Annotated in this window: 18 protein-coding genes; 5 read left to right on the forward strand and 13 right to left on the reverse strand. The window is 73.1% G+C overall.

Annotation, left to right across the window (positions count from 1 at the left end; all coding sequences use genetic code 11):
- The first annotated feature begins 55 nt into the window (after positions 1 to 55).
- Positions 56 to 685 carry a GNAT family N-acetyltransferase gene (locus tag ACZ6TB_RS08195; protein WP_465551955.1) on the forward strand — a complete coding sequence of 210 codons (630 nt, stop codon included), beginning with the start codon at positions 56 to 58 and terminating at the stop codon, positions 683 to 685.
- On the opposite strand, the gene ACZ6TB_RS08200 is transcribed toward ACZ6TB_RS08195, so the two are convergent.
- From ACZ6TB_RS08200 to ACZ6TB_RS08230, 7 genes are read right to left on the reverse strand one after another with little or no spacing between them, the layout of a single operon-like run.
- Positions 682 to 2,670, reverse strand: coding sequence for a response regulator (locus tag ACZ6TB_RS08200; RefSeq protein WP_465551957.1), 1,989 nt, complete (start codon positions 2,668 to 2,670; stop codon positions 682 to 684). The genes ACZ6TB_RS08195 and ACZ6TB_RS08200 overlap by 4 nt on opposite strands.
- Entirely contained in the window at positions 2,667 to 3,725 is a 1,059-nt protein-coding gene (cheB, locus tag ACZ6TB_RS08205) for a chemotaxis-specific protein-glutamate methyltransferase CheB (protein ID WP_465551959.1), read from the reverse strand. Before cheB ends, ACZ6TB_RS08200 begins: the two co-directional genes overlap by 4 nt.
- Positions 3,722 to 5,878, reverse strand: coding sequence for a hybrid sensor histidine kinase/response regulator (locus ACZ6TB_RS08210; protein WP_465551961.1), 2,157 nt, complete (start codon positions 5,876 to 5,878; stop codon positions 3,722 to 3,724). The genes cheB and ACZ6TB_RS08210 overlap by 4 nt, the downstream gene beginning before the upstream one ends.
- Positions 5,878 to 7,347, reverse strand: coding sequence for a methyl-accepting chemotaxis protein (locus ACZ6TB_RS08215; protein WP_465551964.1), 1,470 nt, complete (start codon positions 7,345 to 7,347; stop codon positions 5,878 to 5,880). Before ACZ6TB_RS08215 ends, ACZ6TB_RS08210 begins: the two co-directional genes overlap by 1 nt.
- Positions 7,344 to 7,940, reverse strand: a complete 597-nt coding sequence (locus ACZ6TB_RS08220) for a chemotaxis protein CheW (RefSeq protein ID WP_465551966.1) — start codon at positions 7,938 to 7,940, stop codon at positions 7,344 to 7,346. The genes ACZ6TB_RS08215 and ACZ6TB_RS08220 overlap by 4 nt, the downstream gene beginning before the upstream one ends.
- Positions 7,937 to 9,325: a CheR family methyltransferase gene (locus ACZ6TB_RS08225; protein WP_465551968.1), complete on the reverse strand. Its 1,389-nt coding sequence runs from the start codon at positions 9,323 to 9,325 to the stop codon at positions 7,937 to 7,939. The genes ACZ6TB_RS08220 and ACZ6TB_RS08225 overlap by 4 nt, the downstream gene beginning before the upstream one ends.
- Positions 9,322 to 9,807 carry a chemotaxis protein CheW gene (locus tag ACZ6TB_RS08230; protein WP_465551970.1) on the reverse strand — a complete coding sequence of 162 codons (486 nt, stop codon included), beginning with the start codon at positions 9,805 to 9,807 and terminating at the stop codon, positions 9,322 to 9,324. Before ACZ6TB_RS08230 ends, ACZ6TB_RS08225 begins: the two co-directional genes overlap by 4 nt.
- Before the next feature lie 98 nt (positions 9,808 to 9,905).
- Between ACZ6TB_RS08230 and ACZ6TB_RS08235 the strand changes: the two genes are divergently transcribed.
- Positions 9,906 to 10,475 (forward strand): hypothetical protein, encoded by a 570-nt coding sequence (locus ACZ6TB_RS08235; RefSeq protein ID WP_465551972.1) that lies wholly within the window; start codon positions 9,906 to 9,908, stop codon positions 10,473 to 10,475.
- Positions 10,476 to 10,565: 90 nt separating this feature from the next.
- Positions 10,566 to 10,931, forward strand: coding sequence for a hypothetical protein (locus tag ACZ6TB_RS08240; protein WP_465551974.1), 366 nt, complete (start codon positions 10,566 to 10,568; stop codon positions 10,929 to 10,931).
- A 2-nt stretch (positions 10,932 to 10,933) separates the two neighbouring features.
- Here the strand turns inward: ACZ6TB_RS08240 and ACZ6TB_RS08245 are convergent, their stop codons facing one another.
- The 3 genes from ACZ6TB_RS08245 to ACZ6TB_RS08255 are packed head-to-tail and all read right to left on the reverse strand — an operon-like array spanning position 10,934 to position 14,198.
- Complete coding sequence (locus tag ACZ6TB_RS08245) at positions 10,934 to 12,118, reverse strand: ABC transporter permease (protein WP_465551975.1); 1,185 nt, start codon at positions 12,116 to 12,118, stop codon at positions 10,934 to 10,936.
- Entirely contained in the window at positions 12,115 to 12,846 is a 732-nt protein-coding gene (locus ACZ6TB_RS08250) for an ABC transporter ATP-binding protein (protein ID WP_465551977.1), read from the reverse strand. Before ACZ6TB_RS08250 ends, ACZ6TB_RS08245 begins: the two co-directional genes overlap by 4 nt.
- Positions 12,843 to 14,198, reverse strand: a complete 1,356-nt coding sequence (locus tag ACZ6TB_RS08255) for an efflux RND transporter periplasmic adaptor subunit (protein ID WP_465551979.1) — start codon at positions 14,196 to 14,198, stop codon at positions 12,843 to 12,845. The genes ACZ6TB_RS08250 and ACZ6TB_RS08255 overlap by 4 nt, the downstream gene beginning before the upstream one ends.
- Before the next feature lie 166 nt (positions 14,199 to 14,364).
- On the opposite strand from ACZ6TB_RS08255, the gene ACZ6TB_RS08260 reads away from it, so the two are divergent.
- A complete protein-coding gene (locus ACZ6TB_RS08260) occupies positions 14,365 to 14,538 on the forward strand; it encodes a hypothetical protein (protein ID WP_465551981.1) in 174 nt (57 codons plus the stop codon).
- Positions 14,539 to 14,584: 46 nt separating this feature from the next.
- Here the strand turns inward: ACZ6TB_RS08260 and ACZ6TB_RS08265 are convergent, their stop codons facing one another.
- Both ACZ6TB_RS08265 and ACZ6TB_RS08270 read right to left on the reverse strand, forming a co-directional pair.
- Positions 14,585 to 15,343, reverse strand: coding sequence for a L,D-transpeptidase family protein (locus tag ACZ6TB_RS08265; protein ID WP_465551983.1), 759 nt, complete (start codon positions 15,341 to 15,343; stop codon positions 14,585 to 14,587).
- A 145-nt stretch (positions 15,344 to 15,488) separates the two neighbouring features.
- Complete coding sequence (locus ACZ6TB_RS08270) at positions 15,489 to 16,484, reverse strand: CAP domain-containing protein (protein WP_465551985.1); 996 nt, start codon at positions 16,482 to 16,484, stop codon at positions 15,489 to 15,491.
- A gap of 211 nt (positions 16,485 to 16,695) precedes the next feature.
- On the opposite strand from ACZ6TB_RS08270, the gene ACZ6TB_RS08275 reads away from it, so the two are divergent.
- Positions 16,696 to 18,012 carry an acyltransferase family protein gene (locus tag ACZ6TB_RS08275; RefSeq protein ID WP_465551987.1) on the forward strand — a complete coding sequence of 439 codons (1,317 nt, stop codon included), beginning with the start codon at positions 16,696 to 16,698 and terminating at the stop codon, positions 18,010 to 18,012.
- Here the strand turns inward: ACZ6TB_RS08275 and ACZ6TB_RS08280 are convergent.
- Positions 18,009 to 19,775, reverse strand: a complete 1,767-nt coding sequence (locus ACZ6TB_RS08280; RefSeq protein WP_465551989.1) for a GMC oxidoreductase — start codon at positions 19,773 to 19,775, stop codon at positions 18,009 to 18,011. The genes ACZ6TB_RS08275 and ACZ6TB_RS08280 overlap by 4 nt on opposite strands.
- Between the last annotated feature and the right edge of the window lie 5 nt (positions 19,776 to 19,780).

Here is a 19,780-nt window from a genome sequence, read left to right on the forward strand (position 1 = left end):
CCGGCCGCCCAAAAACAAGCCCCCGGGCGGCCGGCGATCGGTTATACAGCGTTCTATGAATTCCGACTGGCCCCTGTTCGACCTCCGGCTGCGGTATCGGGACCTCCTGCTGCGGCCGGTGCGCGAGTCCGACCTGCCCCACCTCTGCGCGGTGCTGCCGCCGGACGTGGGGCACGACCCGCGCCTGACCCTGTTCGAGCACCAGACGCTGCTGGAGAACGAGCGGCGGCTGCTGTGCATGGGCTACTGGAAGTCGCTCGGCACCTGGGATCCGGCGTCGTGGGAGCTGCACCTCGCGGTCGTCCACGAGGACGCGGTGGTCGGCGTGCAGACCCTCGAGGGCGAGAACTTCCCGGCACTCCGGACGGTGGACTCGGCGTCCTGGCTGATCCCGGAGGTCCGGGGCCGCGGCGTGGGCGTGCGGATGCGTACGGCCGCCCTGGGTTTCGCCTTCGGCCACCTCGGCGCGACGGCCGCGATCAGCTCGGCCACGCTCGGCAACCAGGCGTCCCTGGGCGTGTCCCGGCGGATCGGCTATCTCGACAACGGCCGCAGCCGCATCGTCGACACCGGCGGCGACGTGGCCGAGCTGCAGAACCTGCGGCTCACCGCGGACCGCTGGCCGGGCGCCGAGGTGACCGTCGAGAACTTCGATGCCTGCCGGCCCTGGTTCGGGTTGGCCTAGCCGTTCCGCCGAGCCTGGCCGCGGCGTTCCGCGGCCGGACCCGTAGGCCCCGGCGGCAACGTGAACCAGAACGTCGCGCCGTTGCCATCCTCGCCGTCGGCCCAGATCTCGCCGCCGTGCCGCTCGACCGCCCGGTGCACGGTGGTGAGGCCGATGCCGTGCCCGGGGAACTCGTCGGCCTTGTGCAGCCGCGCGAACGGGCGGAACAGCTCGCCCGCCTTGCCGGCCGGGAAGCCGGCGCCGTTGTCGCGCACGAAGAGCTTCTCGCCGGTGCGGCCGATCTCGATGACCGGCTTCTCCACCTTGCCGGTGAACTTGACCGCGTTGTTGATCAGGTTCTCCAGGATGACCCGGACCAGGCCCTCGTCGGCGTCCGCGGACAGTCCCTCCTGGACCCGGAACTCGACCTTGCGGTCGGCGTAGCGGGCCTCCACGTCGCCGACCACCGACCACGCCGTCGCGGTCAGGTCGAACTCGGCCCGGCGCAGGTCGCCGCGGCTCGCCTGGGCCAGGATCAGCAGCGACTCGACGAGGTCGGCCATCCGCAGCGCGGCGGCCTGGATGCGGCCCAGCCGGCGGCGCGCCTCGTCGCTGAGCGGGTCGTCCTCGTCGTCGAGCATGTGCTCGGCGAAGCTGCTGATCACCTGCAGCGGCCCGCGCAGGTCGTGCGAGACCGAGCCGGAGAACGCCTCCAGCTCGCGGTTGCGCCACTCCAGCTCCTCGACCAGCGCGGCGCGGGTCTCGGCCAGCTGCCGGGCGGCGCGCTCCTCGGCCGCGTCCAGCTCGCGGCGCATCAGCTCCTCGCGGATCCGCCGGCTCTCGTCGTGCGACTGCTTGCGGCGGATCTGCGTACGGACGTGCGCCCGCAACGCCTCGGCGCCGGCGCCCGAGCGCACGTAGTCGTCCGCCCCCGCGGCCAGGCAGGCCAGCATGTCGTCGTCGTTCTCGCCGGTCATCACCACCGGCGTCTCGCCGATCACCGGCACGTCCTTGATCCGGCGGCAGGCGTCGCGGCCCAGGTCGCCCTCGAGGCCGAGCCCGAGCACGATGCAGTCGACGGGCTGCGCGGCGAGCAGGTCGAGCGCGTCGTCGGTGACGGCGACCGGGACGACGTCGTACCCGTCGTCGCGCAGCGACTCGGCCAGCTCGGCGAGGCCCGGCCGGTCCGGGGTCAGCGCCAGCACCTTGCTCGGCCCGTGCAGGCTGCCGGTGACCTCGATCGGCAGCTGCTCGGCGCTCTGCCGCAGCACCGCGTTGAGCTTGGCCGGCACGATCGCCAGGTTCTGCTGCTTGCGGACGAACGCGTCGGCGCCGGCGTCCAGCATCTGCAGCTCGGTGGCGTAGTCGTCGGAGGCGGTCATCAGGATGCACGGGATGTCGCGCAGGGCCGGGTCGAGGCGCACCCGGCGGATCACGGTGGCGCCGTCGATGCCGGGCATCACGCCGTCCACGATGATCGCCTGCGGCCGCCGGTCGGCCGCCGTGCGCAGGCCCTCCTCGCCCGAGGGCGCGGTCAGCACGGCGTAGCCCTCGCTCTCCAGCAGCTCGCGCAGCTCCTCCCGGAACGTCATGCTGTCGTCGATCACCAGGATCATGGTGCGGTCGGCGCCGGCCGGGCCCTCGCCGAGCAGCTGCCGCACCCGGGCCACCACGTAGCCGGCGTCGTACGGCTTGCCCACGTACTCGTCGGCGCCGGTGCGCAGCCCGGCCAGGCGGTCGGCGACATCGTCCTCACTGGACAGCAGCACGGTGACCACGCCGTCCCGGCCCGGCGTCCGGCGCAGCTCGGTGAGCAGCTCGAGCCCGTCGGCGTCGGGCAGCATCACGTCGAGCACGGCGGCGTCGAAGCTCGCGCCCGCGAACGCCTCGCGCGCCTCGTCGCCGGTCGCGCAGAGCAGCGTGACGAAGCCGTCCGCGGTGAACGCGTCGTGCAGGTCCATCCGCACGGTCAGGCTGTCGTCGACGATCAGCACCCGGTAGCTCATCGGCGGCTCCCGGCCGGGTGCAGCTCGGCCAGGCGGGCCGCGATCCGGGCCGGCGGCAGCACGTAGGCGGCCGCCCCGAGCAGCGCCGCCTCCCGCGGCATGCCGTAGACCACGCAGCTCGCCTCGTCCTGGGCGAACGTCACGCCGCCGTGGCCGCGCATCTTGAGCAGCCCGTCGGCGCCGTCCCGGCCCATCCCGGTGAGCAGGCAGCCGGCCGCGAGCGGGCCGAACTCGGTGGCCACCGACTCGAACAGCACGTCCACCGACGGGCGGCAGGAATATCGCGGCGGCTCGTCGGAGAGCCGCAGCACCCCGTCGCGGACGAGCAGGTGCCGGTCCGGCGGCGCGAGCACCACCCGGCCGGTCAGGGTCTCGATCGGCGTCCAGTCGCGGGCGTAGGAGACGTCGCGGCCGGTCTGCCCGGCCAGCCAGTCGGAGAAGGCCTCGGCGAACGGCTCGCTGGCCGCGATGTGCTGCACGCACAGCACCGGCGGGCGGAACCCGGCCGGCAGCGTGCGCAGCAGGTCGGTCAGCGCCCGCGGCCCGCCGGTCGAGGCGCCGACCGCGACCAGCCGCAGCGTGTCGGCGGGCGGCAGGTGACCGACGAGGGCCGGGACCTCGGCCGCGCGGCGGCCGTCGAGCCGGGCCCGCGGGTGCGTGATCACCCGGATGCGGGAGACCATCCGCACGGCCGAGCGCAGCCGGCGTCCCCAGTCGGCGTCCGAGGCGTCGCCGCGCGGCTTCTCCAGCACGTCGACCGCGCCCGCGGCCAGCGCGTTGTAGGTGCTGAACAGCTCCTGCCGGTCGGCCGAGGAGACCACCAGGATCGGGGTCGGGTGCTCGGCCATGATGTGCTCGGTCGCGACCAGGCCGCTCATCGTCGGCAGCATCATGTCCATGGTCACGACGTCGGGGCGCAGCCGCCCGACCATCTCGACCGCCGGGCCCCCGTCGGTCGCCTCGCCGACGACCTCCAGCTCCGGGTCGGCGGCCAGGGACTCGCGCAGGTGGCCGCGCATCGTCGCCGAGTCCTCGACCAGCAGCACGCGAATCATCGGACGACCAGCCTCCGGATGTGCGCGAGCAGGTCCTCCTGGTTGAACTCGCCCTTGACCACGTACGCCGAGGCGCCGGCCTCCTCGCCGCGGCGTCGGTCCTCGGCCGAGGACCGGGAGCTGACCAGGATCGCGGGGACGGACGCGAGCGCCGGGTCGGCCCGGGTGGCGGCCACGAACTCGAAGCCGTTCATGCCCGGCATGTCGATGTCGGTGAGGAACAGCCCGTACTCGCGGGCGGCCGCCTTCTCCAGGCCCTCCTCGGCCGAGGCGGCCAGGTCGACCTCGTAGCCGGCCGACTCGAGGATGCTGCGCTCGAGCATCCGGGTGGTGAGCGAGTCGTCGACGACCAGGATCGGCCGGCGCGGCCCGGGCGGCTCGGGCGGCGCGGCGATGGTCACCGGGTCGTGGCCGGTCGCGGCGACCAGGCCGTGCGCGTCCAGCACCAGGCGCGGGTTGCCGTCCAGGTCGATGGCGACCCCGCCGATCACCGCGGCGGCCGGGGCCAGGTCGGGCAGCGGGCGGGCGACCAGCGTGGCGGTGCCGGCCAGCCGGTCCACGCCGATCGCGACCGTGCGCTCGTCGGCGGTGACCACCACCGCCACCCGGGCGGTCTGGTTGTCGCCGGCCGACTCCAGGGTGCGGGCCAGCGGCAGAAACGGCACGACCTGGCCCTCGTGGGCGAGCCGGCCGCTGGCGACGGCCGCGGCGGCGTCCTCCCCGGCCAGTCGCACGCAGCGCCGGACGGCTTCCATCGGCATCGTCACCACCGCGCCACCCGCCTCCACGACCAGCCCGTTCATGCTGAGCAGGGTCAGCGGCAGGATCAGCTCCACGGTCGCGCCCCGGCCCGGCCGGTTGCGGATCAGCACCTCGCCGCCGTTGGTGGCGGCCACGTCCCGGGCCACGTCCATGCCGATGCCCCGGCCGGCGACCTCGGTGACCGCGCCCGAGGTGCTGATCCCGCCGTGCAGCACGAGCTGGATCAGCTCGTCCGGGTCGGGCTCGCGGCCGGGCGGGAGCAGGCCGCGCGCCTCGGCGACCCGCCGCAGCGCCGTCAGGTCGAAGCCGCGGCCGTCGTCCGTACAGCGGAAATGGGCGAACCGGCCGCGCCGCTCGACCTCGACGGTGACCGTTCCCTCGGCCGGCTTGCCGGCCGCGGCCCGCGCGGCCGCCGGCTCGATGCCGTGCACCACCGCGTTCCGCACCACGTGCAGCAGCGCGTTGTTGGCCTGGTTGAGCCGGCCCGGGCCCATCCGCACCTCGGCGCCCCGGGAGACGAACCGGATCCGCTTGCCCTCGGCGTCGGCGGCGTCGTGCACGGCCCGGTGCAGGCCGGTGAAGATGGTTCCGGCCGGCACCAGGCGCAGACCCTCGGCCCGGCCGCGCACCTCGTCCATCTCCCGCTCGACCTGGTCGACGGCGTCGCCGAAGCGGCGGCCGAGCGCGCCGAGCTCGGCCGCCAGGCGCTGCACCGAGGCGCGGGTGTCGGCGGGACCCTGCTGGGTGGTGCGCAGCCGGTCGGCGAGGGTCTCGACGCCGCGCTGCAGGCGGGTCAGGGTGCGGGTGCCGTCGCGCAGCGGGGCGATCCGGGCGTTGGCCTCGCCGATCGCGTCGAGCAGCTCGTCGAGGTCGGCGGTCGCCGCGCGCGGGGGCGGATCGTCCCCCGGCGCCTGGTGCGCCGTCCCGGCCGGCGGCCCGTCCTCCGCCACCGGCCCGGGCGGCCCGGCCGGTCCGGGCGGTCCGGGTGGGCCGGCCGGTCCGGGCGGCCCCGCCGATCCGGTCTCGCCCACCGGCCCGGCCTGTCCCACGGGTCCGGTCGGTCCCGCCGCCGGCGGGCGCTCCAGGATCTCGACGAACCCGGCGATCTCGTCGTTCAGCCGCAGCAGCTCGCGCATCTCGCCGGCCGCGATCGGGCCCGGCTCGCCGCGGTACGGGACCAGGACCTCCTCGAACTCGTGGGCGCGGTCGGCGATGTCGGTCTGCTTCACCACCCGGGCCGCGCCCTTGAGCGTGTGCGCGAACCGCAGCAGCCGCGCCACCAGCTCGGGGCCCGGCTGCTGATCCAGGTCGAGGACGGCGGCGCTGATCTGGTCGACCAGCTCGCGCGCCTCGATCCGGAAGTAGCGCAGCGGGTCCCGGGCCTCGCTCATCAATGCTTCCCGGTCCCCACCAGGTCGAGCAGGTCGCCGGAGAGCGTGCTCAGGTGCGCGGCCGTCTGCTTGGTCTGCACCGCGCTGGCCTCGGTCTCGCGGCTGGCCCGGGCCGTGTCCGAGGCGGCCGAGTTGACCTGCTCCACGGCCGTGGTCTGCTGCTTGGTGGAGAGCTCGATCTCCCGGGTGGCGTCGCTGGTGGTCGCCACGAGCTGGGCGATCCGGCGGAACGAGCTGGTGGCGTCGTCGAACTGCCGGGAGCCGGTGTCGACCGCCTTGGCCCCGATCTCGGTCGCCATCACGGTGGTGTTCACCGCTCCGCGCACATCGTCGATGAGCGCCCTGATCTCCTTGGCCGACCCGGCCGTCCGGTCGGCGAGCTTGCGGATCTCCTCGGCCACCACCGCGAACCGCCGGCCCCACTCGCCGGCGCCGCTCGCCTCGATGGTCGCGTTGATCGCCAGGATGTTGGTCTGCTCGGCCAGCTCCGACACCAGGTCGACGACCACGCCGATCTGCTGCGACTTCTCGCCGAGCGCCAGCATGTGCTGGACGATCTGGTCGACCTGGGTGCGGATCGCCGTGATCGAGGCCCGGGTCTGGTCGATCGTGGCGTCGCCGGTGCGGGCCGCGTCGGCGGTGTCCTCGGCGACCTTCGACACCCGCTGGGCGCTGTCCGCGATCTGCCGCGAGGTGATCAGCAGCTCGCTGATCGTCGTGGTTATCTCGTTCATCGCGCTGGCCTGGTCGCGCCCGCCCGACGCCTGCTGGGCCGCCGCCGCCTCGAGCTGGGCCGACGAGCTCTGGATGTGCCCGACCGCGGCGCCCACCTCGCGGCGCAGGTCGCGGCTGAGCCGCCAGGCCACCGCGGCGGCGCCGAAGATCAGCACGAAGCCGATGCCGATGATGAAGATGATCGCGGCCGTCGCCCGGGCCGAGGACGCCTTGCGCGCGCTGTCGACCCGCTTGCTCACCTGGGCGATCAGCGCGTCGATCGAGGCCAGCAGGGCGTCGCGGGTCGGCTTGATCTTGGCGTTGCTGAGCTGCGCCACGTCGGTCAGGCTGGTGATCTTCTGGCGCTGGGCGATCAGATCCTCGAGGGCGGCCGAGTTCGCGGCCTGGTTCTGTGCCACCGTCTCCAGCAGCTTCAGGGCGGTCGGATCGTCGAGTGTGGACCGCAGCTGGACGACCCGGGCGTTGAACTCGTCGCGGTCGGCATTGGTCGCGTTCAGCCATTCGGGCGACTTGGTCAGCATGTACGCGCGGTAGTCGCCGATCCGCCGCTCCATGGTCTTGCTGAGCTGCTCGGACCCGACCAGCGCCAGGGATGCCGACTTGATCACGGAGTCCTTGGAGGTCAGCACGTAGCGCAACGCCCCGACCGAGGTCGCGGTCATCAGCAGCGTCAGCAGCAGGGTCAGCCCGAACCCGGCCGCCAGCTTGAAGCCGAACGTCCGTCCCGTCATCATCGTGCCGCCTCCTCGTGTGCTTGGGCGTGTCCGGCCAGCGCATGCACGGCGGCGCGGGTCGCGGGCACGTCGATGATGGGCCGGTTGAGGCCGTCGAGCTCGACCATGCCGCGCAGGACGCCGCGCCGGCCGTCCGTCGCGCCCTCGGCCACGATCACCCCGGCCGCCACCCGCACGTGCCCGTCCAGCTCGTGGAAGGCGAGCCCGAGGTGCGGCGTGCCGGCGGCGAGCACCAGCCATCGTGGACGCTCGGCCACCGGGTGGCCGAGCAGCGCGGCGAGGTCGTAGACCGGGACCACGGTCCCGGCGAAGGCGGAGAGGCCGAGCAGCGCCGGGAGCGGTCCGGGCAGGGGGGTGACCGGGCGGTCGGGGTGCAGGCCGGCGGTCTGGGCGAGCCTTATCGCGTACGGGCGCCCGCCGGCCCGGATCGAGAGCAGCTCGGCGTGCGGCTCGTCGTGGTCGCGGACCGGCTCGGTGAAGGACCGGTCGAACTCGGAGCGCAGCTGCTCGATCCGCGCCTCGACGCCGGGCCCTCTGGTGTTCCAGAGCTCGATCCGGGGCAGTCCCGTGAGCTCCTCCACCGGCGCCGTCACGGCCGCACCTCGCAGGCGTCCAGCTCCGCGCGGCACAGCACGGTCAGCGCGATCCGGCCGAAGCCGCCGCCGAACAGCAGGATCCGGGTGTCGTCCTCGCCGGCCAGCAGTTGCAGGGCCCGGTCGAGCTCGCCGGCCGCGGCCCGCCCGTCGCCGTGCCGCCGGGCGAGCTGACCCAGCCGCAGCCGGGGGAGCGCGAACCCGTGGTCGAGGAAGGCGGCCAGCCGGTACTGGGCAAGGGCCTCCTCGGTCGACGAGAGGCCCTCGAGACAGAGCCCGAGCAGCTGGTGCGCGTCGGCGTTGAGCCCGTCGTCGTCGATCAGCCGGCGGGCCGCGTCGGCGGCCTCGGCCAGCCGGCCGGACTGGGCCAGCAGCACCCCGCGCAGCAGCCGGTCGCGGCTCAGCTCCGGGCCCGGCGCGCGGATCAGCAGGTCCAGCCCGTCGGCGAAACGCTCCTGGCCGAGCAGCACCAGGGCCTTGTGGTAGAAGTCGTCCTGCAGCTCGCGGGTGTCCCGGGCCTCCTGGGCGAGGCGTTCCGCCGCCGGGGGCCGCTGCGCCGGGGCGGCGCCGGTCACCGGCCGCCGGTAGTAGAACGCCTGGTGGGTCTGCCGCAGCTCGAGCCCGGCCGGGGTGGCGCCGAGCGAGTCGGTGTGCCCGAGGAAGAGGTAGCCGCCCGGGGCGAGCGCCGCGGTCATCCGCTCCACCAGCGACGACGCGACGGGCGGGGTCAGGTACATCAGCAGGTTCCGGCAGAAGATCACGTCGTACTGCTCGGGGCGCCAGAGGTCGGGGTCCTGGTCGGCGACGTTGTAGCGGCGGAACTGCGTCAGGCGTACGGCCTCCTCGGTGATCTGATAGCCACCGGTCTCCTGATGGAACCATCTGCGGCGTACGGCGTCCGAAGTCTCCCGGAGCGACCAGCCGGAGTAGCAACCCGCGGCAGCCTGCGCGAGCATCGCCGGGTTGGCGTCCAGCCCGATCACGCTGACCAGCCAGTCCCGGCTCACCGCCTCGCGCGCCGTGATCGCCAGGCTGTACGCCTCCTCGCCCGACGAACAGGCCACCGACAGCAGCCGCAGCGCGCGCTGCACCGACCGGGCCGCGACCCGCTCCGGCAGCGCCACCTCGCGCAGGGCCCGGAACTGCTCGCCGTGCCGGAAGAAGTAGGTCTCGGTGATGCTCAGCCGCTCGATCAGCGTGGTGATCTCGTCCGCCCACGGGCGCGCGGCCAGCCGGTGCAGATAGTCGTCCCGGCTCATCCGCTGGGCCCGGGCCCGCTCGTCCAGCAGCGGGCCGAGCTGACCCGCGTCGCGGTCGCTGAAGGTCCAGCCCAGCAGGCGGGCGAGCTGGTCGCGGAACCGGCCGAGCTCCTCGCCCGGCGTCACGGAACGCCCGCCGCGGCGGCGGCTTCCCAGACCTCGTCCGGGACCGCGCGCATGCTCTGCAACAGCAGCAGCGGCTCGGACCCGATGGTGCCCACGCCCGCCACGAGCCGGCTGGACCGGGTGCCGAGGAGGGCCGGGTGGCCGCCGGTGGCGCTCGCGTCGACGTTGCGGATGCCGATGACGAGCCCGGTGGCCAGCGCGACGACGCCGCGTTCGGTGCGGACCGCGAGGTAGCGGTGGACCTTCCCGCCGTCGGTGGTCCCACCGAGCAGCCGCGCCACGTCGATCACCGGGGTCGGCACGCCGCGCAGCACACTGATGCCGAGAACGAACGAGGGCGTCCCGGCCAGCGGCTGCGTCTCGAGCGGGCGCATGGTCTCGACGACCTCCTCCAGCCGCAGCGCGCAGAGCAGCGGACCGGCACGGAAGACGAGCGCCGCCATGGCAGCGCCGATCTCCGGTGCCAGTCCGTATTGCCGCACAAGCACAGATTAGCGAGACTTCATGGTATTTCCTCGTGTTTCGGGGGATCGACCGGGGCCACTAAAGTGACCGCTGGTACGGGGGGAGTGCTTGGTACATGAAACGCAGACTGATCGGGATCGCCGGCGGCCTGATCGTGCTGGCGCTGCTCGTCGTGGGCGTCGCGGGCGCGACCGGAGCCTGGAGCTTCCGGGCGGCGGCCGACCCCGGCCCGATCGTGGTCGACCCGTCGGCGCCCGAGCACGACCTGCTGCAGGACGCGCTGCGCATCGACGCCGAGTGGCAGAGGGGCGGCATCCGCCACTTCGCCTACCTGCCCGAGTCCCGGCCGCCCGACCTGCGCCGCCTGATCGCGCTGGACGACCTCGAGGACCTCTACCAGCTGGGCGACCCGACGGTCCGCACGGTCGTCACGTTCACGACGGAGAAGACCGGCGACTGCGCCACCCCGCTCTGCGTCTTCGACGGCACCCCCGACGGCTCGGCGCCGTCGATCCCGAGCTTCCGCTACGCAAAGGCCCGCCTGACCGCCGGTGCGAAGCCCGGAACACCGGTGACCGACCGGGCGATCGCCTTCTGGCAGACCACCGGTCTGGTCCCGATCGAGCGCGCCGCGTGGTTCCACGAGCTGGTGGCCGAGGCAAAGATCGCGGCGGGCCGCTTCTGACCCTGATCGCGGCCGCGGTCGCCTGATCGGGCTTTGTTGGCGGCCGATCCGCCGAGCCCGTGGTGCGGGCCGGTGCGGAAGTGTCGGGGCATGTCGTTCGAGAATCTGCCGCCCGCGGAGCAGGCGCGGTACTGCCGGGAGAAGCTGGCGCGCATCGATCAGCTCGAGGCGCAGGTGCGGCGCATGCCGAGTACCCGGCAGAACCGGGAGACGCTGCGCGACCTCGGGAACGCCCGCCGCGACTACAGCAAGGCCCTCGAGCGCCTGGAGAGGCCGACGCTCTGGCAGCGCACGAACCGCTGGGTCAACGATTGGGCGGCGGCCGACCGGGCCAAGGAGGAGGAGCGCAAGCGGCGGCGGGGGTGCCCGGTCTGCCACGGGTACGGGAAGGTGCAGGGGGCGGGAAACTACTTCGTGGCCTGCGGGTCCTGCAACGGGAGCGGCCGGTACACCTAGGGTCACTCGGTGCGGAGGGCCACCACGGGGTCGAGACGGCCGGCGCGCTGGGCCGGGATCACGCCGAAGATGATGCCGACCGCGGCCGAGACGCCGAAGGCCAGGGCCAGGGACCACCACGTGATGGCGGCGGGCACGGGAGTGAGGCGGTCGACCAGGAGGGCCGCCGTGATGCCCAGGGCCATGCCGAGCACGCCGCCGATGGTGGTGAGCAGGACGGCCTCGAGCAGGAACTGGGTGCCGATGTCGCGCGGGCGGGCGCCCACCGCCTTGCGCAGGCCGATCTCCTTCGTGCGTTCGCGGACCGAGACCAGCATGATGTTGGAGACGCCCACGCCGCCGACCAGCAGGCTGATGCCGGCGATGGCGGCCAGCACGCCGGTCAGGACGCCGAGGATGTCGCCGAGGACGCCGAGGATCTGTTCCTGGGTCACCGCGCTGAAGTCGGTCTCGGGGTGGCGCTTGACCAGCGTGGCGACGACCGAGGCGCCGAGCTTGTCGATCGTCTCGCGGTCCGGGGCGCGGATGGCCAGGCCGTCGATGCGGTCGGTGCCGAGCAGGCGCTGGGCCGCGGTCACCGGGATGTGGACCTCGCTGTCCCGGTCCACGCCCAGGCTCTGGCCCAGGCGCTCGAAGGTGCCGATCACCCGGAACCGGACGCCGCCGATGGTGATCTGACGGCCGATCGGGTCGCGGTCGCCGAACAGCTGGGTGGCGACGCCGGCGCCGAGCACCGCCACGCGGCGGCCGGTGGTCACGTCCGTACGCGTGAGGTATGACCCGCGGTCGAGATGGCGCACGAAGACGCTGGGCGTGGTCTCGAGGACGCCCTGCATGCTGGCGTAGGCCGAGCGCGACCCGGCCCGGATCGTCTCGCCCGAGCTGATCGTGACGGCCACCCGCGAGCGGTCGCCGACCACGCGGGTGACGGCGTCGACGTCGTCGAGCGTCATCGTGGAGGCGGTCGGCGCGGCGCCGGGGTCGAGGCGGCCGGGCACGACGATCAGCAGGTTGGAGCCGAGGCCCTCGACCTGCTGCTCGATCTGGCGCTTGGTGCCGGTGCCGATGGAGACCAGCGCGACCACGGCGCCGACGCCGATCACGACGCCGAGCATGGTGAGGATGCTGCGCAGGCGGTTGGCGCGCAGGGCGTCGATGGCGACCCGCCAGGCCTCGGCGATCCTCATGCGCCCGACAAATCGGAAATGTCCGGCGAGGGGGAGCTGAGGGTGGGTGAGGGCTCGGCGGAGACGATCAGGCCGTCCTTCATGACGATCTGGCGATGGGCGCGGGCGGCCACGTCCCGGTCGTGGGTGACCAGCACGATGGCGACCCCGTCGCCGTTCAGGGACTCCAGCAGCGTCAGGACCGACTCGCCGGTGGTGGAGTCGAGGTTTCCGGTCGGTTCGTCGGCCAGCAGCACCGATGGGTCGGTGACCAGGGCCCGGGCGATCGCCACCCGCTGCTGCTCGCCGCCGGACATCTGGTTGGGCTTGTGGTGCAGGCGATGGCCGAGGCCGACGCGGGTGAGCATCGCGTCGGCCCGGGCCCGGCGCTCCCGGCGGCCGACGCCGCGGTAGACCAGCGGCAACGCCACGTTGTCGCGGGCCGAGGTGCGCGCCAGCAGGTGGAACGACTGGAAGACGAAACCGATCGTCTCGTTGCGCAGCTTGGCCATCTCGGCCGGGCCGAGCGTCGCCACGTCGCGGCCGCCGATCAGCAGGGTGCCGCTCGTCGGGCGGTCCAGGGCGCCGAGCAGGTGCATCAGCGTCGACTTGCCCGAGCCCGACGTCCCGACGATCGCGACGTAGTCGGTCGGCGCCACGGTCAGCGACACCCCGCGCAGCGCCTGCACCGACACCCCATCCAGCTCATAGGTACGGGTGACGTCCGTCGCCACGATCGCATCGGTCATGAAGACGCTTTGTCGCCCGCGTGCACCACGTCCGCCCCGCCCACGACGACCCGCTCGCCGGCCGTCAGGCCGTCCGTCACCTGCACCACGTCCTCGCCCTGCACGCCGAGCGTCACGGCGGTCCGCTGATAGCGCCCGTCCCGCACCGCCCAGACCGTGTCCTTGCCGTCCACGTTGACGATCGCCGACGCCGGCACGGTCACGGCGCCGGACGCCTGGCGCACCTGCAACCGCACGACCGCGCTCATGCCGGGCCGGGGTGCGGGACTTCCGGCGGTCAGGTCGAGGCGCACCCGGTAGGACACGCCGCCGCGCGCCGACGTCGTCGGGAGCAGATCTATCGCGCGTACGGCCGCCTTGTATGTCACGCCGGGGGCGGCATCCAGCTCGACCGTCGCCGCGACGCCCGGCTTGACCAGCAGCACGTCCGTCTCGTCGACCTCGGCCACCAGCCCGAGCCGGCTCACGTCCACGATCGTCACGATCGGCGTGCCGGCCGCCACGTAGGCGCCCTCGGGCAGCGCCGAGTCGACGCCCGGGAGCGACGACGAGTCGCCGGCGGCCGCGGTCGGCACCGTTCCCGAGGAGAGCAGCGAGCTCAGCGACGACGTGCTCCCGCCGCCGGACGGCCCGCCGAGCTGCACGATCCCGGCGACCGGCGCCCGCAGGGTCAGCGCGTCCACGGCGGCATCGGCCAGCTCGTACGCCTGCTGGGCCTGAAGCCGCTGCGCGGCCGACAGCTGGCCGACCGCGTCGGAGAGCGAGGCCACCCCGCGCTGCACCGAGCGAAGGGCCGCGGCCGCGGCCGACGAGGCCGCCTCGTACTGCTTCTCGGCCGAGTCGACCTGTTTGAGCAGCACGGCCCGCAGCTGGGCGTCGGTGACCTTGGCGGCGGCGTCGCGGGCGTCGTCGAACGCCGTGGCCGCCTGCTTGTCGGTGCGCCGCCGCACCGCGTTGTAACCGGAGAGCCCGACCGACGGCGTGCCGCCGCCCCGGGACGCCTGGTCGAGGGCCTCGGCCGCCGAGTCGCGCCGGGCGGTGACGTCGGGGGCGTCGATGATCGCCACGACGTCGCCCTTGCGCACCTGGTCGCCGGCCTCGACCCGCAGGTCGGCCAGGGTGCCGGTGGCGGGGGCGCTGAGCGTGGCCGCGGCCCGGGCCGACACCGAGCCGGGCGCCTCGACGATCTCGTCGACCGTGCCGCGGGCCGCCGTGCCCACGGTGACGCCCTTGTCGTCGTCGTCGCAGGAGGCGGCGGTGAGCGAGACCAGCATGACGATCCCGAGCGCGAGAACGCCCGGCCGGAGCCGGGCGCGGACGGGCCGGGTGGTGGAGCGGTGCACGGACGCCACTCTATGCCCGCGATCGATGCGAGGGTCGGACCCCCGACACGCCGGGTGGACATAACGGTCATGTCGGTATCCCGCCTTGACCACCTGGCACACCCTGAGTGAACCGTCCCCACGGCCCCCTCCGTATCTCTCGAGGCAAGTCGAAGCGTGAAGGACGTGAGTAGCGATGCAGCGAGCCGACGAGCTGACCGTGGTGCACCACGACGACACCGAGAGCCGGTTCCTCGACGTGACCTACACCCTGGGCCGGGAGGGTCTCCGCCTGGTCACCGCGGGTGGCCGCGAGCGCTGTTTCTCCCGGCACGAGGTGCTGACGACGCACGCGCGGCGCCGGGCATAGACAAAAGAAACGGCGCCCGAGGGCGCCGTTTCCAAGAAACCGGGGATCAGGTTCCCGGGCGACGCCCGAACACCTTCACCGTCGAGCCGATCTTGCCGATGCCGTAGTACGCCTTCGCGTCCTGCGGCAGCAGGTTGACGCAGCCGTGCGAACCACGCCACTTGTCGTGGATGTAGGTGGTGGTCTGGTGGAAGCCGCGCCCACCGATGAACCGCTGCCAGTAGGGCAGCCAGACCTTGTACGGGTCCGACCATTCCTTCTTGGTCCGCTTGTTGATCTTGAAGGTGCCGGCCGGCGTGCGGTAGCCCTTCATGCCGGTCCGGGTGACCGTCGGCTTGACGTAGACCTTGCCGTTCTTCATCACCCACGTCGTCTGGTGGGTGAGGTCGACGCAGAAGGTGATCCCGGACTTCTTCGCCTTGCAGGCCGCCGTGTTCGTCGCCGCGAGCCGCTGGGCCACGTCGTTCGTCGTCGGACCGGCCAGCCCCTGGGCCGGCTTGATGCCGAACCGGGTCTGGAACTTCTTGATCGCCGCGCAGTCGGCGGCGGACTGCTTGCCGTCGACCGTGACGGCGCCGAAGCCACCGATCTTCTTGAGGTAACCCTCGACCTGTTTCTGATATTTACCCGTGGCGCAGCCCGCGGCCGCCGCCTTCGTGACCACCGTGGTGGTCACGACCTTGGCAACCGGGGTGGTGCGCGCCGCGGCGCCGGCGCCCGCAGGCGACAGCGCCAACGCGCCGAGACCGCCGCCCACCAGGGTCGCCAAAGCGGCCCCGGCGAGGCGGGCGGAAACCCGTCTCACTCGCAACTTGGTCCTCCCCAGGACATGTGTTCGCACATCGAAGCACAACCGCGCTCGCCGCGGTGCAAGGGGAACGACCGTGGCGCGAATCCGGGAGGAGAATCGGCTCGCGCCCTATGAAGTTGAGAGAGAGTAGTGGTGCAAATCAGGTCATCGGCGTGGCGAAGTCCTGAACCCAGTACGGAGTGTCGTCGGAGATGGCCAGCCCGACGCCCATCTGGTGCAGCCGGCAATCCATGATGTTCTCCCGGTGCTCGGGGCTGTGCATCCAGCCGTCGACCACCTCATAGGGGCTGTCGGCGCCTCGCGCGATGTTCTCGCCGTAGCGCTTCCATCGATAACCATTTTCCCGTACGCGGTCCCCGGCCCGATCTCCGTTGGGCGACTCGTGGGCGAAGTAGTGGCGCCGGGCCATGTCGGCGGCGTGCTCGTTGGCGGCGTCGATCAACCGGCGGTCCAGCGACACCGAGTCGCAGCCGCCGTCGCGCCGGTTCTGGTTGATCAGCGCGAGGATCTGCTGCTGGAAGCGCGCGCCCGGGCTCTCCGAGACATCGGCCGAGGTCACGTCCCGCTTGGCCGCGGTGACCAGGCCGGCGCCGGGGCGCTGGGCGGAGAAGCCGGGGGAGTCCTGCGCGTCGTCGGCGACCAGGGCCGGGCGGCGCACGGGCGCCGGCCGCTCCTGAGCCGGGCCGGCGGCGTGAGCCGGGGCGGCTGGGTCGGCGGCCTGAGCCGGGTCGGCGGCCTGGGCCGGGTCGGCCACTTGAGCCGGGTCGGCTACGTGGGCCGGGTCGACGGCATGGGCCGGGGCCTCGTGGGCAGTCGCGGCGGGATCCCCGTGCCCGGCGGCCGCCGGGCGAGCGCCGTCATCACCGGTGACCGGCTTTTCCGCCGTACCGGAAATGTCGCTTGAATCGTCCCCGGAATCTCCGTCCGCCCAGGCCGAGCCGTCGTCCGCGGAATCGCCGGAAGCGGAATCCCCGGAAGGGGAGTCCGCCGACCCCCACCCGAAGAACGGAAGCGAAAAACCCGGAAAACCGGGAATGTCGGGTGTCTCCTCGGCATCGGCCGTCGTGGCCGCCAGACCTCCCGCGAGCAACAGGGCCGACGCCGCCGCCCCGACCACCACCCACCGCTTCCGCATACCCCTCATCCCTGTCCGTCGCCGACGCCGTCCCGTTCGGTTCGCCTCCATGCCAGGGGTCAACGTCACAGACCGGCCACGGTCACCATGGAAGTCGCACAACCGCACAGACAAAACGGACAGTTCATCCCTTCGGGGTAAGCCTGCGAGGCGTTCTTGCCGACCGCCCGGACGGTCCCGCCGGGGCGGAAGCCGCCGCTACCGTTCCCCGGTGCGAAACCGATACCTGGACATGCTCCGTGCCGCGGCGATCGTCCGGGTGATCGTCTACCACCTGTTCGGATGGCCCTGGCTGTCCATCGTGCTGCCCGCGATGGGCATCATGTTCGCGCTGGCCGGCTCCCTCACCGCCGCCTCGCTCGAGAAGCGCGCCGCGACCAAGGTGGTCACCTCCCGCCTGCGCCGGCTGCTGCCTCCCCTGTGGCTGCTCGGCCTCGTCGCCGTGCCGGTCATGCTGGTCGCCGGCTGGCAGCACGAGGTGGACGGCGAGCACCCGTTCAGCCTGCCGCGGCTGGCGTTCTGGCTCTTCCCGATCGGCGACCCGCCGGGCAGCGACGCCGGCGTCGACGCGTGGGAGCCGCTCTGGTACATCCGGGCGTACCTCTGGTTCATCCTGCTTTCGCCGCTGATGTACGCGTTCTACCGCCGCCTCGGCTGGGTCGCGGTGGCCGCGCCGCTCGCGCTGCTGGCCGTCCTCGACGTGACCGGGCTGACCCTGCCCGACACCGCCGACGCCGCGGTGTGGGACTTCGTCACCTACGGCGCGTGCTGGATCGCCGGCTTCGCCCACCACGACGGCCGCCTGCGCCGGCTCAAGGCCTGGATCGCCTGGCCGATCGCGATCGCGATGGGCGCCGCCGCGCTCTACTGGCTGCGCGGCCACCAGGGCGAGGACCCGTGGGACCTCAACGACGTCTCCGAGTCGCAGGCGCTGTGGTCGATCGCGTTCGTGCTGATCGTGCTGCGCTGGCAGCCGTCGATGGCCTGGCTGGCCCGGGTGCGGCCGCTGGACAAGCTGGTCACGGTGCTCAACGCCCGCGCGGTGACGGTCTATCTGTGGCACAACCTGGCGATCGCCGCGGTCTGGCCGGTGCTGACCGTGGTGGCGCTCGACGACCTGGCCGGCGACCTCGGCGCGGTGGCCGACCTGGCCACGGCGCTGGTGCTCACGCTGGTGGCGGTGCTGCTGTTCGGCTGGGTCGAAGACCTGGCGGCCCGGCGGGCGCCGCGGCTGTGGCCGACCGGGGAGCGCGCGCTGCGTCCCGAGGAGCCGGTCGCGCCGCCGCCCGCCGCGCCGATCGTGCCGGCCACGCGGACCGACGCCCGCTCCTACAGCGCCGCGGCCGCGATGAACCGGATGCCGACGTCGTGGCCGCCGCCGGCGCCGCGGGTCGCCGAGCCGTTCACCGGCCGGCACGCGGCGGCGCCCCCGGACGAGACGCTGCCGGGAGCGCCGATCAGCGGCGAGGTGCTGCCGCCGCACCGGGAGGCGCCCGACTGGTTCCAGTCCCGGCGGGGCGACGTCTAGTTTCCGGTCAGGTGGCGGGCCAGGCGCAGGCTGAGCGCGGCCAGCGTGAGCGTCGGGTTCGCCGCCGGCGACGTCGGGAAGACCGAGTTGTCGCAGGCATAGAGATTCTCGTACGCGAGGAACCGCAGATCGGAGTCGACCACCCCGCCACCGCCGGCCGTCATCCGCAGGGTGCCCACCTCGTGCGCGACCCCGCCCAGCTTGGCCGTGGTCAACTCCAGGTTCTCCCCGGTGATCGCCTCGGCGCCGAAGCCGTCGAGCACCTGCTTGCCGACGGCGCGCACCTCGTCCTGGACCGCGCCGCCGAGCGGGGCCGGCCGCACGTCGACGCCGACCGGCAGGTGCGGCGGCCCGGTCAGCTCGACCCGGTTGCCGTCGACCAGCGGCGTGTGGAAGAGGAACACCACCTCGCCCAGCGTGGCGTCGCGCTTCTCGGCCCGATGCCGGGCCAGGTTGTCCGGGTCGACGTACCGGCCCTGGTTGAAGTCCGCGCCGAGCTCGACCACCACGTTGTACGGATGCCGCTCCGCGCTCGTCTCCCGATGGCGCGACCAGACCTTGGCCGACGCCTGCGCGGCCGCCCACGGCGAGCCGGCCGGGATCGAGAAGTGGGTGTAGAGGATCGGGTGGTCGGTGATGCCGCGCCCGATCAGCCCGGACGGGTCGGTCAGTCCCGACTGGAGGGCGATCTTCGCCGACTCGATCGTGCCCGCCGACAGCACCACCTTGGCCGCCCGGTACTGCCGCTGCCGCCGGCCGAGCAGGTCGTAGCAGTCCACGCCGGTCGCCCGGCCGTTCTCGTGGAGGACCCGCTGCACGGCGTGGTTCAGGTTGATCTGCGGCATCCGGCCGCCGCCGCCGACCACGAGCCGGTCCTCGGCGAGCAGGTCGGCGGTCGAGAACATGCCGCCCGGGATCGACAGCGGCGTGTATCCCTCGTACTGCACGGCGACCGGCGCGTCCAGGTGGTCGTAGTCGGGCAGGATCTCGCCGAGCCGCTTCTTGGCCGCCTCCTGGTAGGGCGAGCCGAGCGGCCCGTTGCGGTTGAGCGCGTCCTCGGCCAGCCGGTACCCGGCGCTCAGCAGGTAGTCGCGCACCGGCTGCGGCCAGGTGGCCAGCTCCCACGCGCCCATCCGCGGGATCAGCCCGCCCCAGAACACCGAGCGGCCGCCGAGGTTGAACGCCTGCGCGCCGCCGAAGAACGAGCCCGGCACGTTGACGTAGTTGGCGAAGCTGAAGTCGGGGAACAGGCCCCAGACGTTCTTGTCGAACTTCCCGATCCGCAGCCGCCGCGGCAGGTTGGCCACGTGCGTCGGGAACAGATAGGACCCCGCCTCGAGGACGAGCACATCGGCGCCCGCGTCGCTGAGCTGATCGGCGAGCAGGCCGCCGCCCATGCCCGAGCCGACCACGATCACGTCGTAGACATGCTGCTCGTCATGATCGGGGCGGAAGAACAGCTGCTGCACCCGCCCGTTCTCGGTGAACACGGCGGGCATCGGGTTGAACCGCACGGCCGCGTCGTCGAAGTCGAACCGCCCGCCCGGCGCCGCCGGCACCACCAGGTTGGGACCGTCCATCCAGGTCCCGTCGAGCACGAACTTGAACTCGTACGCGCCCGGCTCGTCCTCGTCCAGGGTGAACAGCCAGGCGCCGTCGTCGAAAACGCCGGCCCGGTCCGCCGTCCAGCCGTCGCGGGCCGTGCGCAGCACCACCGACTCGTCCGGCGGGTGAATCTCCGTGCGGAAGCGAACCTCGAACATGTTCC

It is taken from the genome of Actinoplanes sp. NPDC051537, assembly GCF_055586105.1.